Below are 16414 nucleotides of genomic sequence, written 5' to 3' on the forward strand. Positions count from 1 at the left end.
ATCATGACAAACAAATAATAATCGACAAATATCGAAATAATTAATTTAGGTATTAACATGAGGAATAGAGCCTGTTAATTTCTAACAGGCTTTATTTTTAATTATTTCCTAGAAAATAATCAGATATTGTCGAAGAAATTTAGTCAAGCTGCTCATAAGCTGCCAAAAAGGCAAGCAAATGCTGCTGAATTTTATTCAATGCCTCTGGAGTTGCTGTTTGCTTATAACTATTTAATTGCTCCATTGCTTTCTCCAGTTCATCCTTCATGACGATTATGCCCTCATTTTTTAGTTGACTCGCTTCGATCCCCTTAACTGTAGAAAATTGTTTCTCAGCACTCTCAATTAATGATTCCGGAATCTTCGCTGTAATCGCTCCTTCCGAGACACTCGTTGCTAAAATCTCATAGAAGGTATGAACACCTTCAAGTAATTTTTTCTCTTCCGGTTGTAGTTCCTCAAATGATTTTTCATTAATAATGAGCGATTTAGCAAAAACTTCAACTCCTTTATTTGATAATTGAGTCCCGATTTCTTTCGCATGCTCGAGACTATCAGCAACACTTAGAAAAAGAAACGCTTGTCCATCCTTTTTAACTATTTGTGATGGAACTCCTTTCTTTGTATTTTCTGTCTGCAACTGTTTTGCTGCTTCTATATTTGAAAATACACCACCTTGGATGACAAATGTAGATAGTGGTTCCAATTGTAGTTTTTCAACTATTGCTTGCTTACCATCGCTATTCTTCGGTTGGGCGTTTACTGGCTCTGCCGCCGTTTCAACTATCTTTTCCGTCGTGACGAGCTTTAAAAAAATTAATCCAAAACTAGTTCCCACAATAATAGCAAACAAGACGACAATGACGAGTGGACTCAAAAGGAGATTACGTTTATTTTTGATAAGTACATCACTAATTAATGTCGAATTCGACTTTTTCCTTTTTTTAGGTTGTTCAACAATTTTATATTCCGATATGATGTCCGTATCCGCAGTTTCCTCATGTAAAAACCAATCGAAGCTATCATCTTCTTCTGATTCCTTCGTAGCAGCAGCTTCAAGTTCGGAGCTATAATCGACCTGTTTTATTTTTATAGGCTTTTCTTTGCTTATTTCATCTATTTGAACTTTTTCTTCATTCTGAGCCTTTGTTTCTAAATATGAACGATTTTCCCCATTTATTTTTATCGTAATCGTTTTCTCTTTTTTGGGCTTGTCCACAAAATGTCCTCCCTCCACGTACAATGCTAAGTTTGTTTCATCCTATCACAACAACAAAAAAAAATAACAAGACTTTTGTCGTCTTGTTATCGAAGAATTTCGGCATATATTTGTTAAAAACTAGAATTTTTGACAAGCTTCGTTTCTATTATTGATTGAGTGAAATAACTTCATAAAAATTTGATATAAATTATTGCCATGTTAAACGATATACGTTGAAATGCTTTGTCCAGAATTTGTTATATCACTATTCGAAGACATATTATTCTCTTCTGGCTATTCATCTTCATTGAGCTCTGTATCGCTTTCTTGTTGTATGGTGATGTTTCCAGAACTAATAAAAGGATTTTTCTTATTGCTAGGCTTTGGCACTTCCATTTTAGGAAGCTGTCCAATAAGATCGGTTAAATTAGGCATATAAAAGGCTGAGACGATTATTTTATATTCAATAAGCTGTTTTTCTTGAGCCGTCGAAACAAGCTCATCCTGACCAGTAATATCTAATTCTTCAACAATAATAATTCTATCTTGAGATTCGAGAGATTGAATGAATTTTTCCATTTCAAAATAGGTAGGTGATTGAGCAGTTATTGTGACCGTCACTTTTTTCATTCCATTAGGAAGCGAAAAGGATGCTTTTTGTTCACCAGCCTCTTCAGGCTGAGTTCCATCATTATTCGAGTCGCTTTGTTCACCTGTCGTGTATTCTGTTATTTCTTCATCAGAAAACTTCATATCGGAAACAAAGCTTCCCGATAGGACCTCTGCTTTCTCAATATTAAGCAGCAATTGTTCAACTAACGGCTTTACAGGAATTTGTTGTTGTAATACTTCCGTACTCTCAAACATACTTGTTTGACTACCATCTAATCGATTTTCAATAACTACTAGTAGCTTCTTTTTAGAATCTAATTCCTGTTGCTTTTGAGCTGCACTTGTTTTTAATGGCTGAAGGTAGAAAAAATAGAGACTAACAAATAACAACAATATAAAGGCAATTATGGCTATGACAATGAATTTCTCTTTTTTTGAAAATCGAAGGGTCATGAATCCTTCCCTCCTTGCGCTTCAGCCTGAATAGCTTCTTTTATTAGCGATTTATTTAAAGTCACTTCAAATTCTGCGAGGTAACGCGGAATGAAATGAGAATTTTTAAGTTCAACTTGACGATCTTCGTCAGATTCTTCCTTTTCCAATTCATTTGCAACAACTGAATGTAATTGCACATCTTTAACCCAATCTGAATCAAGCATTGATTTTAAGTAGTAAGATGCTTCTCGACTCGTATCAAACTGGACAATTAACTGAATTGTTCCCGCCTCATTATAAATAAATGACTGAATAAACCCTCTTTCTGGAAGCAAAGCAGTGAATTTTCTTAAAACAGGCACAGTCTTAATTGGATACTCGTCAGCCCATTTAATTGCTTTCTCAAGCTCAACTAATGAGTTAGTCGCTTCAGAAAGATTACTTTTCTCTTGGATAGCTGAAATTAATTGTTCCGTTGCAACTAATTGCTGGTTAACTCTTTCTGCTTGCCCCTTGTACAGCTGTCCAATCCAAATCGTCATTCCAATGCCAACTAAAAAAATGAAGAGTAAAATGCCAAGTAAGATAAAGAGAGCTTTATTCCCCGACTCCTTTTTTGGTAATAGGTTTATCTCGACAAGCATCTCTTACACCTCTTTTAACGCAAGCCCCAATGCAAGATAATGCGTCATAGGAAGCCTATCTTCGGTTGCTTGAGCAATTGAATTTACATTTAAGGTTTGCACAGGAATTTGAAAGCGGCGTTCCATTTCTTTCGTTATGTGATCAAGTAATGGATGATCCCCATTAAGTAAAATTTTGGTTATTTTCTGTTTGCCATGATTAATTGAATAACGGTAGAAATCCATGAATTTATTTATTTCCTTATAAATATCCTCTATTTGGTAAATCAACTCATCTCTTTCCCCAATATACACCAATTCTTTATGTCCAGATTTATTCATGTTCGCACTCCATTTTTCCTCCTCAAAATCTAGCATAGAATGGTGAAGAAAGAAGGGGAGGTGCTCTTCAAAAATACAAACATTTACCATATTAATATCAAATTGGACCATTAACAGACGCTCATTTTCTTGTGGCATCTGTAAATGATGATATAGCCGATATAGTGAGAGAGGCGCAATATCTGCCGCTTCAGGACGTAGCTTTGTCTCTGAAAATAATCCAGCGTATTCCATAACAGTTTCTTGCTGAGCAGCAAAAATCAAAACTTCACGACTATCCTTTCCTTTTGACAACGGGTATGTCGTGAAAACAGGCTCATCAAATGGCAGATGGATGCTAGAGCCGAGCTCCAAATATAAATAGCCCTCGACCTCATCATCCTTTATATCCCCTGGAATCGCAACTTTACGAATGATGACATAAGAATCTGGAACAATAAAGCGAATCGGACGTTTTTGAATTTTCCAATCCATCACACATTCTTCTAGTATCGTTGCTAATGTGTCATGATCAATTATTTTTCCATCTCGGACAATCCCAAATGGAATAAACCGCTCACCAAAGCGTTGGATGGTAGGCGGATTCATTTGCTTCAACTCGATAAAACGAATCGAATAATCATTGATGATGATATTAATTATACGGGTTTTTCGTGAAAAGAGAGAAAGAGCCATTTCGTAAACTCCTCACTTATAATCTTAGAAGTTAAAAAAATGATAAATACGCTTCAATAATAGAATCACCGTAAAAATAAGCAGTGAGCGTACCGGCAGCTATAAATGGGCCAAATGGAATTGGATTCTTCCGTTTTAGCTTCCCGATTAACATGCCGATCACACCGAAGAGCGCACCAAATAAGGCTGACAGAAAGAAGGATAATAACACCATTTTCATCCCTACAGCAAGTCCGATAAGAGCAAACAGTTTAATATCGCCGCCGCCCATGCCTCCTCTACTAACTACGGCAATTAATAAGAGTAAAGTAAACCCGACAACTGCACCTAATAAAGGATCCCACCATAGATTCAAAGGAATGAAAATTCGTTCTAACAAAAAAATCCCCGTAAACACGAGCAGTACTTTATCAGGGATCAGCATATATGTAAGATCGGTAACAAAAATAATCATAAATAATGAGATTAAGGTCCAAGCAACAAAAAGCTCGCTCGTCCAACCGACAATGAATGGTGCTGCAAGAAATAACAACCCTGTCATAAGCTCCACGATTGGATAAAGGGGGGAAACCGGAGCTTTGCAGCTCCGGCACTTTCCACCTTGAATGAGATAGGATAAAACCGGAATCAGCTCGAATGCAGAGAGCTGATGTCCACATTTCGGACAAGCCGAACGCGGGGAAACAATTGATTGCTTTTGCGGAACTCGCAAACCGACGACATTATAGAAAGAGCCAAGGATAAGTCCGTAAATGAAAACCAAAAAATAAAGAGCCTCCATTATTCTACCTTTTTAACGCTCTCTCTTTTCAAGTCTTCTTCTGGTGTCAAATCTATACCTCTTTTACTATTTAAAAGTTTAACTTTATAAATTAAATTATTATTAGTTGACCCTGTAATTTCTACATGTGACTCAGTGCTATCAGTTTTGGAGTCACCAGGTTTATACTCATCTTTGTCAGGATCTTTCAATTTTTCAATATATCCTTGTTCTTGTAAATATTGAAGTGAGAGAATAACCGGTGTAGCCCCATCAGGCACAAGTGAACTATCCCCCGAAATCGCAATCTTCGCTGAATTGATCATTTGCTGAGCGTTCCCAACATGTGCATCCTTTTTAGCATTATCAATAAGTCCACCAATACTCGGAATCGCAATCGCTGAAATAATTCCTAGAATAACAACTACTGCTAATAATTCTACAAGTGTCAACCCACGTTGATCTTTTAATCTTTTACCCATTTTCTTTAACATATGAATCTTCCTTTCTTTTCTTTTTTTCTCAAAACAGTGACATAAGTCCTAGTTATATTATACTGGATTACCGTTATAATGAAAGGTAAACTTGTTAATTTTTTGTAAACAATTACCCTATTTGGTTAAAAATCTCAAACATTGGAACCATAATGGATATAACGATTGTTCCTACTATCACTGCCAACATAACAATCATCAACGGTTCAATCAGTGATTTAATTCGATCGGTACTATACTCGACCTCTTTTTCATAGAAATCTGCCACTTTTCCTAGCATTGAATCTAGTGAGCCTGTTTCCTCACCGATTGTAATCATTTGTGTCACCATTGGTGGAAAAGCCCAATGACTTTTCATCGGACCTGTTAACGATTGTCCCTTTTCCAAAGCATTTCTAGAGTCACGAATCACTGTTGCAATCACTTCATTTTCGACTACCTTTTCGACAATGGACATTGCTTGTAAAATAGGCACAGAGCTTGAAAATAGCGAGCTCAATGTTCTTGTCATTCTTGCTAATACTGCTTTTTGCAGCATTTTCCCAAAAATCGGGATTCGGAGAATAAATAAATCCAAATAATATTTTGTTCGGATGTTTTTCCTTAATAGAATAATAGTGATGACGAAAGCAATAAATAATAGTATGATTAACCACCAATATATTTGCATAAATTCACTAGAATTCATCACAAATTTCGTAATTGCCGGCAATTCTCCGCCAAAATCCTCAAACATCGTAACAAATGTTGGAACGACCGATACTAGTAAGAAAATGACAACCCCGATGGCAATGAGACCAACAACGACTGGGTAAGCAAGTGCAGATATAATCTTCTGTTTTGTATTATGCTGTTTTTCATAATGTTCTGCAAGCCTGTCTAATGTCTCATCCATATTACCGCCTGCTTCACCTGCACGAACCATATTAATAAACATCGGTGAGAAGACTTTCTTATGCTTTGCGGCAGCTTCTGACAACGGATTTCCCTCGCGAAGGTCTTGTTCAATATCGAGCAGTACTTTAGTAAGATGTTTGCTTTCTGTTTGTGAGGCTAATATTTTTGTAGAATCTACTACAGAGACACCTGCTTTTAAAAGCGTCGAAAACTGTCTTAAGTAAACAACAAAATGTTGAAGCTTAACGGGATTGCCAATTGAAATGTCCTTTGTTAATAAGGTTTCAGGCACTTCAGCAATTTCTAATACTCGTATACCTTCTTCCCTCAGCTTAAGCATGGCTTCGCGCTTTGAAGTTGACGTTATAACTCCTTCTTTTTTCCCTTTTCGGTCTCTACCGGAATATTTGAATTTTGCCATTTTACATCAGCTGCTCCTGTAGAAATGGCTCTGCTGCTTCTTTCGAAATGATGCCAGCTTGTACAAGTTCCTTTATGCTCGTTTCAAGCGTATGCATGCCTTGAGCGCGCGATGTCTGCATAATACTGACAATTTGATGGACCTTTTCGTTGCGAATTAAATTCGCTACGGCAGAATTATTAATTAATATTTCGGTTGCCGCTTTCCTTCCTTGTAAATCCTTCCGTCTAAAAAGCCGCTGAGAAATGACTGAAACTAGGACAGAAGCGAGCTGAATTCTAATTTGCGGCTGCTGCTCAGGGGAGAAAACATCGATAATACGGTTAATGGTTGCCGGAGCACTTGATGTATGCAAAGTCCCTAGCACAAGATGGCCTGTTTCCGCAGCAGTAATCGCCGTCTGAATCGTTTCTAAATCTCGCATTTCTCCTACAAGAATTACATCTGGATCTTGCCGCAATGCTGCTCTTAAGCCATTCGCAAAATTCCTCGTATCAAACCCAACCTCACGCTGATCAATGATAGAATGACCATGCTTATGAAGGTATTCAATCGGATCCTCAAGTGTAATAATATGCTTCCTCATCGTTTCATTCATGTATTGAATCATCGCAGCTAAAGTAGTTGATTTACCACTTCCTGTCGGTCCTGTAACTAGGACAAGGCCTTGTGGCTTTTCACAAATCTTTTTTAATGAGTCAGGCAAATCAAGTTCTTCGATGGTAGGGATTTTCGTTGGAACAACTCGAATAGCCATCGAAATACAAGAACGCTGATGATATGTGTTCACACGAAACCTGGATACCCCTGGAATTCCGTAGGAAAAATCAAGCTCGCCTTTTTCCTTAAAGGATTCCCACATATGTTCTGGAATTAAAGCTCTTGCCATTCCCTCTGTATCATCTGGCTTTAATATATCTTTTCCGTATTTTTTCAAGTCGCCATTTATCCGCAGGATCGGTTGGACACCGACTGTTAAATGAAGATCTGACGCTTTTAATTCAAATGCGGCGCGCAATAAATAATCTATTCTCTCTTTCAATTTCCGCACCCCTATTCAAGTATTGCTACTCTTAATACTTCTTCTGTCGAAGTCAAACCTTGCTTCACCTTTAATAAACCATCATCAATTAGAAAAATCGTCTTATTTCTAATCGCCATTTCTCTTAATTTTGCGATTGATTCTCCATTCATAATCGCTCGTCTTATATCATCATTAATAACGAGCACTTCATGAATCGCAATTCGCCCTTTGTATCCAGTCATATTACAAGAAGAACACCCGCGACCTTTCATGACCTTTTCGATGCTCATTCCTCTTTTAGCAAAAATCTCCATTTCCCGTTTGGAAGGTTCATGTTCAGTTTTACAATCACGACAAACCCGTCTTACTAGACGCTGAGCAACAACTCCACTTAATGAGGAAGCAACAAGAAAAGGTTCAACCCCCATATCCATAAGTCTTGTTATCGTTCCAATGGAGTCATTTGTATGTAATGTACTTAATACAAGATGTCCTGTTAAAGAAGCACGAATGGCGACTTCCACTGTTTCTTTATCTCGAATTTCTCCAACCATAATTATATTAGGATCTTGCCTGAGGATAGAACGAAGTCCTGCCGCAAAAGTCATCCCTACATTCGAATTAACTTGAATTTGATTAATCCCTTCAAGCTGGTACTCAACCGGGTCTTCAATTGTAATAACATTTACTTCTTCACTATTCAACCTATTTAATGCTGCGTATAGGGTAGAGGATTTCCCTGAGCCCGTAGGACCCGTTAATAAAACAATCCCAGTTGGTTTTTCAATCATTTCGATAAATCGTTCTAAATTTAACTTATTGAATCCTAGCTTGTCTATATCATTTAATGAACTGCCTAAATCAAGAATCCGCATAACGATTTTCTCACCATAGACAGTTGGCAATGTAGAGACACGCAAATCTACTGGGTGAAATTCAAGATTTACTTTAATTCTTCCATCTTGAGGAATGCGATGCTCGGTTATATCTAAATTAGCCATAATTTTTATCCGCGCAATTAACACACCTTGCATATGCTTCGGAAGGATTCGTTCTACACGCAGAACACCATCAATGCGATAGCGAATGATCACTTTCGTTTCTTGCGGATCAAGATGAATATCACTCGCTTTCATTGCTACTGCATTCGATAAAATTTGATTCACTAACCGTACGACTGGTGAGTCTTGATCCGTAATCGTTTCTTCCTGAACTCGTTCTGTTTGTTGATTATCCCCAATTAATTCTTCGAAGCCTTCGTCAATATTATAGTACTTGTTAATCGCTCTTAAAATATCATCCTTTGTTGCAATGGCTGTCTCAATTTGAAATCCTGTCGATAGGCGCAAATCGTCGATCGCGAAAAAATCCATCGGATCTGCCATCGCTACAAACAGCTTGTCTCCTTCTTTTTTCAAAGGAATTAATAACTGACGTTTAGCCGTTTCTTTCGGAATGATCGTAAGTATTTTCGTATCAAATGGATAGCGGTATAAGCTTATATGTGGAATTCCGAGCTGAAATTCAAGCACTTCGATAAGCTGCTGCTCCGTTATATACCCTCGTTGAAGCAAGGCATCGCCAAGCTTTTGTCCGTCACTTTTTTCATCTAATGTCGTTAATAGCTGTTTCTCTGAAATTAGTCCAGATTCGACTAATAGATCCCCAAGCCGCTTACGAATTTGCTTCATTTCTCATCCCTACTTTATTCGGTGATTATTTCATTTGTTCTTTTTGTTTTCCCCATAGAGCGTTTTTTGAATCGATCACACCGTCATTTTCTTCCTCTACTAGTGTACTTTCATCTCGATCACTACTTGCATCTGAATTTTCCGTATCATCTTGTTGATTGTTCGGTTCAGATTGAGAATCGGATTTTCTTTCCGCTTCTTTGTTTATTAACCCATGAACTTCAATTTGTGGAATGGGTGGGTAAAAGTCTTCAGACATTATCTCTTTTTTTAATAAAGCTCCTTTTTCATCATAAATCTCGCGAACAATTTTAATAAGCATGCCATCTTTTCCTGTTTTTTCAACCGTCTTTTCTCCCGATTTCAGGAGCGGATTAAATTGTTTAATTGTTTTTGGTGTAAAGGATTGTTCATCCTTCGTCGAAATAACATATTTATTCGAAAAAGCTGGTCCGATTAACTTAAAATGCAAATTATCTTCATTTTGCTGTAGTTCAATCATATAGCTTGTCTCATTTGGATTTGTAAAGACAAAGTCGAGCTTATGATCGAAATCTATTTTTGCCTCATAGCCTAATTGAACATTTTCTGGTTTTTCATGGCTAATATGCCTTTCGATAATTGAAAAATTCGTCGGTAATATGAGCTCATATATCCCATTTGCAATCCCATTCAGGATAAATGAAGATTCATTTTTCAAACCGTTTTCTTCTATAGATGTTAGCAGAGAAAATGAAGAGCCTGAAGGAATTTCAATTTGATTCACTTTGCTAATAATCCCTGTCATTGAAGGATCTGCATGATCTAACTGAATCGTTGCTTCACTTATAACTTCTTTCGTAAAATTGGCTGTAGACAAATAATTTTCTAGCTTTATATCAACCTTACTAGAATCAAGCATTTTGGCATTTTCACTTAAATCTTTGTTGAGCTTTTTGAAATCAATGCTATTAAGATGTAGGGAAGGGAATTGTAACTGAAGGATGTCATTAAATGATGCTTGATCAATATGTACGAGCAGCTTATTCTTCTGATTATTAATAGCTGCTTCTACGGATTCGCCAATTTCAAAGCGAAACATAGAATTGTCTAGTAATATCGTATTCTCTTTATAATGCAAATACGTTTCCGTATAATTCAACCATTCTGTAAGTTGCTCATCAGCTGTTTCCATCGCTTCATATTCAGTTTTCCCAGAAAGATCAATATGTCCAAGCATGGTTCCTTCTGAAAAAACAGGCTCATTTTTTATCATCGAATCGAAGGCAGAGGCACCAAAATGCGAGAAACTAAAAATAAAAAAGGTACAAAGAAAAAGAATGATAAATAATTGAATTCCTCGTTTATTTCTCAAAGCTTCCGACTCTCCTTCAAAATTACGTGCATATTATTTATGAAAAACAAGTTCTTCAATTTCAACCTCATTTTCGGTTTGAGTATATCCTGTTTCGCTCTCATTTTTTATACCAGTTTCTTCTAATATTTTTTCGATTTCAGACATATAACTAACGGCATAGGCAGTTTCACTATTTTCCTCCAATAAATCCGTTTCAATCGAGTCCTCACGATTGAAAGCTTCTTCCCGATTCATTAAGAATGACACATCTTCATCTATTTCAGAAAGAGGCTCTCCCTTGATAGATTCAATGACAGGAACATCATCCTCGGTTTCTTCCATTTCGACTTGAGTTTCTTCGATGTCCTCAAAGTTTTCACTATTGCTATAGTTATCATGTATTTCAACGTCTAGAAAATCATCTTTAAAGTCAACTAGCTCATCTTCATCATGAATATTTTCAATTGACTCATTTATATTTTCCAATGCCTGATTTTCTTTAGCAAGAATGATTGTTTCGTTTTGGATAGGAGAAACAAGTTCTGCATTATTATTTATTTGGATATCTTCATTCATTTCTGAAAACGCAGCTACATGATTTTCTATCTTAGAATCTGTTTCGCTATGCGTTTTAGGTAGTAATACTGCTCCAAACCTTCTTTCTAGGATAAATGAACATAAGATTATTAGTAAAAGTAGAATAAGGTAAGATTGCCATAGGCCCAATATCCCCCTAGACAGAAGACCTACATTAGCAATTAAGAATGCAATTCCAATTAGACTTAGCTTCCCTTTAATTGATATTCTAATAGGTAAAAAAGAAACGACTGGAACAAGAATAAGCAAAGAAACGACTGCAAATGTGATATAATCCACACTATCACCCCTATTAGATTATAAACTCTTCTTACTATGATTATTGTAGGTAATTTGTTACAAATTTTCAAATACTGTGAATAAAGTCCTATAAAGACTCTATAATTACAGCTAAATAATATATAATGATAGGTGAGTTCATGGTTTAGTATCATTATATGTTACTCTGAAATATCTATAATAATTGTCTTATCTCCTCTTACTGAGTTTTTTTCTGAAAAATTGTCATAATTCACTGATGGGAAAATTGTATAATAAACTGTTAATTTATTATTTTCTAACGCTATTGAATCTATTTGTTTTTTAAATTGAAACTTCTCATCACTCATTTTAGTAGTTACCATCCGACTTGGAATATATTCTTCGAGTTTTTCATTAGAAAATATCTGATAATACTTTTCTACTATTTCGGATTGTGTAGGAGCTTTAATTTTTGGATCCAATTCCATTTTCTCTTTTATTTTATTTAACCAATCTAATACTTCTTGATATGCATTTTCACTTGCTTTATCAATGGCACTTTCAACATAGATTATACCCATATCTGATAACTTTCTTAACTGCAACTGTTCTTCTGTTTTCTTAAACTGTTGTGTATTGTTTATTAATTTACTAAAGATCATTGGTGTGAATATCCCTATAATTGTAATGGTAAGTAATACAAGAATTAAAGCGTAGCCTTTTTGTTCATTGATCTTTTTCATCACTACTTACCTCCTGTTTCAATATATCCATAAATTTCAGAGTCTGGCTTAGAATTTGAATTGTTACTTGAAAAAACTTGCACATGGACTCTCTTTATACCTAGTTCAGTTTCTTTACCTTGTTGAGTGATATTTACATTAGAATAATAAGTTTTTCCATTTACATTGTCTTCATAACGATGTTCACCTAGAGGAATACTATTCTCTTCATTTGTTCTACGCAACGTATTAAGTACTTTCTCAGCGACATTTGTTGAAGTTAGTTTTTCTTCTGTTTTTTGAGATAGTGATAATGAATTTGAAAAGATATTAAAAAAAATGATGATGACAATGCTAAGTAGAGTTATAGAAGCAAGCAATTCAATTAACGTAAAACCGTTACTGCTTAAATAATTCTTATATTTATTCATTAATCGTTCCTCCCTTTATAAAAGTAATTCAAGAAAAATAATTGTAAAGTGCGGTGAATAACATGGAAGAAAAGAAACTATTTAAGGAATCTGGATTTACTCTAATAGAGTTATTGGCAACACTAGCTATTTCAATGCTTGTTCTAGGTGTAATCTATAGCGCATTAACTTCTTCTGACAACTTTAATAAAAAAACACAATCACATATAAATCTTAGACAAGAGGCTAACATCATTATTACCCAATTAAGACAACAACATCGAGGAGAGACCTATGATATATGTTACGACCAATTAGTTCCATTCGACAAGGTTATTTTTGAAAAGTTAAATTTAAATCGCTCAATTGTAAGTAAAGGAGATTGTATATCCATTGATCCAACAAAAGATTTGGAGGTTAAATTTACATTAGCAGATTTAAAAAATAATACATTTGACATTGATACAATAATAGAGTCGAAGAAAGGGAACGCCCCAGTTGAAATTGTCATTGAAAATCCAAAAGATCAAGATTCGGACTTTTATAACTACTTAAAAAACAACAATATTTTTGTATTTAGTTCAAATTTATCTGCTTTTGGTTCAACATTAATTAATGGACCAGGAAATATGCAATCCACTTTAGTCGTAAATAATAGCGGAAATTCATCCATACAATTCCCTGGGAACAATACGATAAATGTAAAAGATATATATATTGATAAAAAAGGAGGAACCATTAAGTTTAGTTCGAGTACAAAATTAGGAGTTATTGACAAAACGAATACGGTGTTCTTGCGTGGTGAAGTTGACTTAAATAATGGTGGAGCTGAGATTAATGGTGACACTATAATCATAGATGGAAAAGTGAATTTTAGTAATAGTGGGAAAATAAAAGGGAAAAAAGTGTATATCAATGGCGATGTAACATTTCGAAATTGGAGTGCCCAAATTGAAGCAGATGAAATATATATTAGCGGGGAAATAAATTATATTACATCTAAAAATTTATTAGGCACATTAAAAACATTTACGAATGAAATGATTTCTACTATCAAAGAATCTACTACTCACGCTCGAGAAATACCTTCCTTTAGGGATAATGATTGGTACGAAAAAAATGGGTATATTATAGATAGAAATGCTGAACTAGCAAATAACGTAAAAGTTTTTTCGGAAACTAACTATCAAAAATCAGATATATCAAAAGATTTACAGAATATTATTATTGTTAGTAAGGGTGACATTATTCTTCACAACCAATGGAAATCAATAAGCGGAGTATTAATTGCACCAAATGGACTAGTAAAGTTCGAGGGTAACTCCTTTAAAGGTATAATAATTTCCAAAAATGGCTTTGAGGTTGTAAACGGTGGCAGTAAAGTGGAGTTCAGTAATGTAAATAACTTTATTCCTAGTGCAGACTTATTTCCTTTAAAATAAATGTTTCTCGAAAAATACTATCTTAAAATGACTGGTTGTAAAAAAGATTTGGTTGTAGTAAGTTTTCTTAACACTTATTATTCTTAAACTTATTGCTACATTGTTATATAAAAAAAGTTCTTCATTACTGAGATGAAGGACATTTTTCTGCGCCGTTTCTAGAATTTTGTCCTTCATCATCACTATGATGGACATTTTAATGTTATTCCCCTTGGGAATTGTCCTTCATCACCATGATGGACATTTTAACACTATTCCCCTTGGGAATTGTCCTTCATAACCATCATGATGGACATTTTAACGCTATTCCCCCTGGGAATTGTCCTTCATAACCACCATGATGGACATTTTAACGCTATTCCCCTTGGGAATTGTCCTTCATAACCACCATGATGGACATTTTAACGCTATTCCTCTGGGAATTGTCCTTCACTTTCTACATGAAGAATATTTCACATCAATTCCTCTAGGATCCGGAGTTGTCTAATGAGTCTCTTCTTGAATTGGTAGTAGAAGTAAGTTCTTCGATGGTATAATTTTCTTCAGTATTCATTTGTTCGCTCATAAAAAATCGTCTTTCTTAAAAACGTTGTGTGGTAACTTCATTTTATAATAAAGGACGATTTTTTTATTTATTTTGGAAATGAGAAAGGCTGTCCTCAAAAGTCAGATTCCAATGACTTTTGGGACAGCCTCTTTGTTTCTTTTTTGCTATTTCACATACTCCCCTACCCGATTTCGTCCAGCTCTCTTCGCACCGACATAAAGTGCTCGGTCTGCATGACGAATAAGAGAAAGCGGATCATCAGCATCTTGAGGGGCAGTCGCAACGCCGATTGAAGCAGTGATGTTTATATTAATAGTGCCACTTTCATTATCCAAATGCTGTTTAAGTGTGAATGGGTGGTTTGCAATAAAAGCTCTAATTTGTTCTGCCATTTTCAATGCAGTCGCTTTTTCAACATCTGAAAGGAGAATGACAAATTCCTCTCCACCATAACGGGCAACAATTCCTAAACCAGCTATTAGCTTTTTTAATTCATAAGCAAGTTCACAGAGGATTTCATTGCCGCTTTGGTGGCCATATGTATCGTTTACTTGTTTAAAATGATCGATATCAAGGATAATCAATGATATTCTCGATATTTCTTGCTTTTGTAATTTCATAAATTCATTGCTTAATATATTTTCGAAATACTGATGGTTATACAGCTTTGTTAATGCGCAGTGCTCACTTTTTGCCTTAGCTTCTTCATAATGTTTTGCATTCTCTACTGCGATGGCAAAATAGGAGCAAAGAATTTCAACGATCATGAGCTGAGATTTCTCATAGGCTCCTTTTTGGGTTGAACCTAATGTAAGGATTGCAACTACATCATTATTTCGAATCATCGGGATGCTTAAAACACTTTCAGCATGTTCAGGCATATAGCCTTTCGCAATATGGTGCCACTCCTTACGAGAGTTGTATAAGGCAGGCTTTTCTGTTCCCCAAACAGTTCCACTAATTCCTTCATTTTTTTTGAGCGGCCATATTTCATTCGATTCAACAATTCCATTTTCTACACGCCGAATTAATTGCAATTCTTTATGATCGACAACATCAAGAATAAAAGCAAAATCGACCGTCAGCATCTCAGTGATTTTATTAATAAATAGATCAATAACATTATTCACATTTAATCTCTCTGCAAGCTGATGACCGATCTCGGTAGCTTTTTGTAAGTTCTTATTTATTTTACTGCTCGTATAATAGAGATTTAAGATGATTGATAAGCTGGCAAATGGAATACTGACGAATAATATCGCTAACAACCCAACTTCCCGGTACAAAATATAAAGAACAAATCCAATGGGGAACGTTATTAAAGTTGTCACTGTCTCCCAAACAAAATCTTTTCCAAAATGCTGCTTTTTATTTTCATAGATTACAATATTAAAAATGATAAGGATTAAATGATTAAAAAAATAATATAAAACAGGATAGATTGCAATGATCCAAAAGGATAGCTGACTAGGACTTAAGTTAACCCCTGTTTCTCCACCTAACTGATAATAAATGAGGCCACTGCACAAGGAAACGAAAAAAAACATCAACGAATTAAGTGGTATTCGGAAAAACTGCTCTTTTGGTAATTTCACACTTATAAATAGAACAAGCAGTGCTAACTGGGCCATGACCATTTCCGCAAACAACCCAAATATTAAAAACACAGCCCAAGACACCCATTGAATCAAAAAAATGGGAGTCCCATTTATCACCATAGGTACTGCAGCAACAAGTGACATGAGCATAAAAAAGATAAAAATATCAATTTCAAGTCCGTTAATATGAGGTGGATGCATTTCATAGGTGAACCATAAACTTACCGGAACGACAGCAAGCCAAATAATCCAGATTCCTATCTTTTTCTTCGAACTTACCATCATTCCACCCCTCCTCACATTAACTTATCGTTAAAAAATGCGATAAATTTCTAAAAAATAGTACT

The 16414-nt window shown here is 35.4% G+C and carries 15 protein-coding genes; 1 reads left to right on the forward strand and 14 read right to left on the reverse strand.

All coding sequences use genetic code 11. The annotated features are described in order from the left end of the window. Nucleotides 1–139: 139 nt before the first annotated feature. The 13 genes from KDN24_RS18425 to KDN24_RS18485 all read right to left on the reverse strand — a co-directional run bounded on the left by KDN24_RS18425 (nucleotide 140) and on the right by KDN24_RS18485 (nucleotide 12501). Nucleotides 140–1219 (reverse strand): hypothetical protein, encoded by a 1080-nt coding sequence (locus KDN24_RS18425; RefSeq protein ID WP_409971951.1) that lies wholly within the window; start codon nucleotides 1217–1219, stop codon nucleotides 140–142. 276 nt (nucleotides 1220–1495) lie between these two features. Then, on the reverse strand, nucleotides 1496–2266 hold the full coding sequence (locus KDN24_RS18430) for a pilus assembly protein PilO (RefSeq protein WP_409971952.1): 771 nt from the start codon (nucleotides 2264–2266) through the stop codon (nucleotides 1496–1498). After that, nucleotides 2263–2892, reverse strand: a complete 630-nt coding sequence (locus tag KDN24_RS18435) for a PilN family protein (protein ID WP_409971953.1) — start codon at nucleotides 2890–2892, stop codon at nucleotides 2263–2265. The genes KDN24_RS18430 and KDN24_RS18435 overlap by 4 nt, the downstream gene beginning before the upstream one ends. 3 nt (nucleotides 2893–2895) lie before the next feature. After that, nucleotides 2896–3888, reverse strand: coding sequence for a type IV pilus biogenesis protein PilM (pilM, locus tag KDN24_RS18440; protein ID WP_409971954.1), 993 nt, complete (start codon nucleotides 3886–3888; stop codon nucleotides 2896–2898). 31 nt (nucleotides 3889–3919) lie between these two features. Further along, entirely contained in the window at nucleotides 3920–4669 is a 750-nt protein-coding gene (locus KDN24_RS18445) for a prepilin peptidase (protein WP_409971955.1), read from the reverse strand. Next, nucleotides 4669–5142 (reverse strand): type II secretion system protein, encoded by a 474-nt coding sequence (locus KDN24_RS18450; RefSeq protein ID WP_409971956.1) that lies wholly within the window; start codon nucleotides 5140–5142, stop codon nucleotides 4669–4671. Before KDN24_RS18450 ends, KDN24_RS18445 begins: the two co-directional genes overlap by 1 nt. 112 nt (nucleotides 5143–5254) lie before the next feature. Continuing rightward, nucleotides 5255–6460, reverse strand: coding sequence for a type II secretion system F family protein (locus KDN24_RS18455; protein WP_409971957.1), 1206 nt, complete (start codon nucleotides 6458–6460; stop codon nucleotides 5255–5257). A 1-nt stretch (nucleotide 6461) separates the two neighbouring features. Further along, nucleotides 6462–7502 carry a type IV pilus twitching motility protein PilT gene (locus KDN24_RS18460; RefSeq protein ID WP_409971958.1) on the reverse strand — a complete coding sequence of 347 codons (1041 nt, stop codon included), beginning with the start codon at nucleotides 7500–7502 and terminating at the stop codon, nucleotides 6462–6464. An 11-nt stretch (nucleotides 7503–7513) separates the two neighbouring features. Then, a complete protein-coding gene (locus KDN24_RS18465; RefSeq protein WP_409971959.1) occupies nucleotides 7514–9175 on the reverse strand; it encodes a GspE/PulE family protein in 1662 nt (553 codons plus the stop codon). Between the two features lie 25 nt (nucleotides 9176–9200). Further along, on the reverse strand, nucleotides 9201–10529 hold the full coding sequence (locus KDN24_RS18470) for a VanW family protein (protein WP_409971960.1): 1329 nt from the start codon (nucleotides 10527–10529) through the stop codon (nucleotides 9201–9203). 33 nt (nucleotides 10530–10562) lie between these two features. Continuing rightward, the gene (locus KDN24_RS18475) at nucleotides 10563–11387 is read right to left on the reverse strand and encodes a hypothetical protein (RefSeq protein WP_491348102.1); all 825 of its coding nucleotides are present in this window, start codon (nucleotides 11385–11387) and stop codon (nucleotides 10563–10565) included. 161 nt (nucleotides 11388–11548) lie between these two features. Then, nucleotides 11549–12091 carry a type II secretion system protein gene (locus tag KDN24_RS18480; protein WP_409971962.1) on the reverse strand — a complete coding sequence of 181 codons (543 nt, stop codon included), beginning with the start codon at nucleotides 12089–12091 and terminating at the stop codon, nucleotides 11549–11551. A gap of 2 nt (nucleotides 12092–12093) precedes the next feature. Beyond that, on the reverse strand, nucleotides 12094–12501 hold the full coding sequence (locus KDN24_RS18485) for a type II secretion system protein (protein ID WP_409971963.1): 408 nt from the start codon (nucleotides 12499–12501) through the stop codon (nucleotides 12094–12096). Nucleotides 12502–12563: 62 nt separating this feature from the next. Between KDN24_RS18485 and KDN24_RS18490 the strand changes: the two genes are divergently transcribed. Then, a complete protein-coding gene (locus KDN24_RS18490; RefSeq protein WP_409971964.1) occupies nucleotides 12564–13922 on the forward strand; it encodes a PilW family protein in 1359 nt (452 codons plus the stop codon). A 711-nt stretch (nucleotides 13923–14633) separates the two neighbouring features. Here the strand turns inward: KDN24_RS18490 and KDN24_RS18495 are convergent. Then, nucleotides 14634–16352 carry a sensor domain-containing diguanylate cyclase gene (locus tag KDN24_RS18495; protein WP_409971965.1) on the reverse strand — a complete coding sequence of 573 codons (1719 nt, stop codon included), beginning with the start codon at nucleotides 16350–16352 and terminating at the stop codon, nucleotides 14634–14636. Nucleotides 16353–16414: the final 62 nt, after the last annotated feature.

Source organism: Cytobacillus sp. Bva_UNVM-123 (genome assembly GCF_046351715.2).
Classification (GTDB): domain Bacteria; phylum Bacillota; class Bacilli; order Bacillales; family Cytobacillaceae; genus Cytobacillus.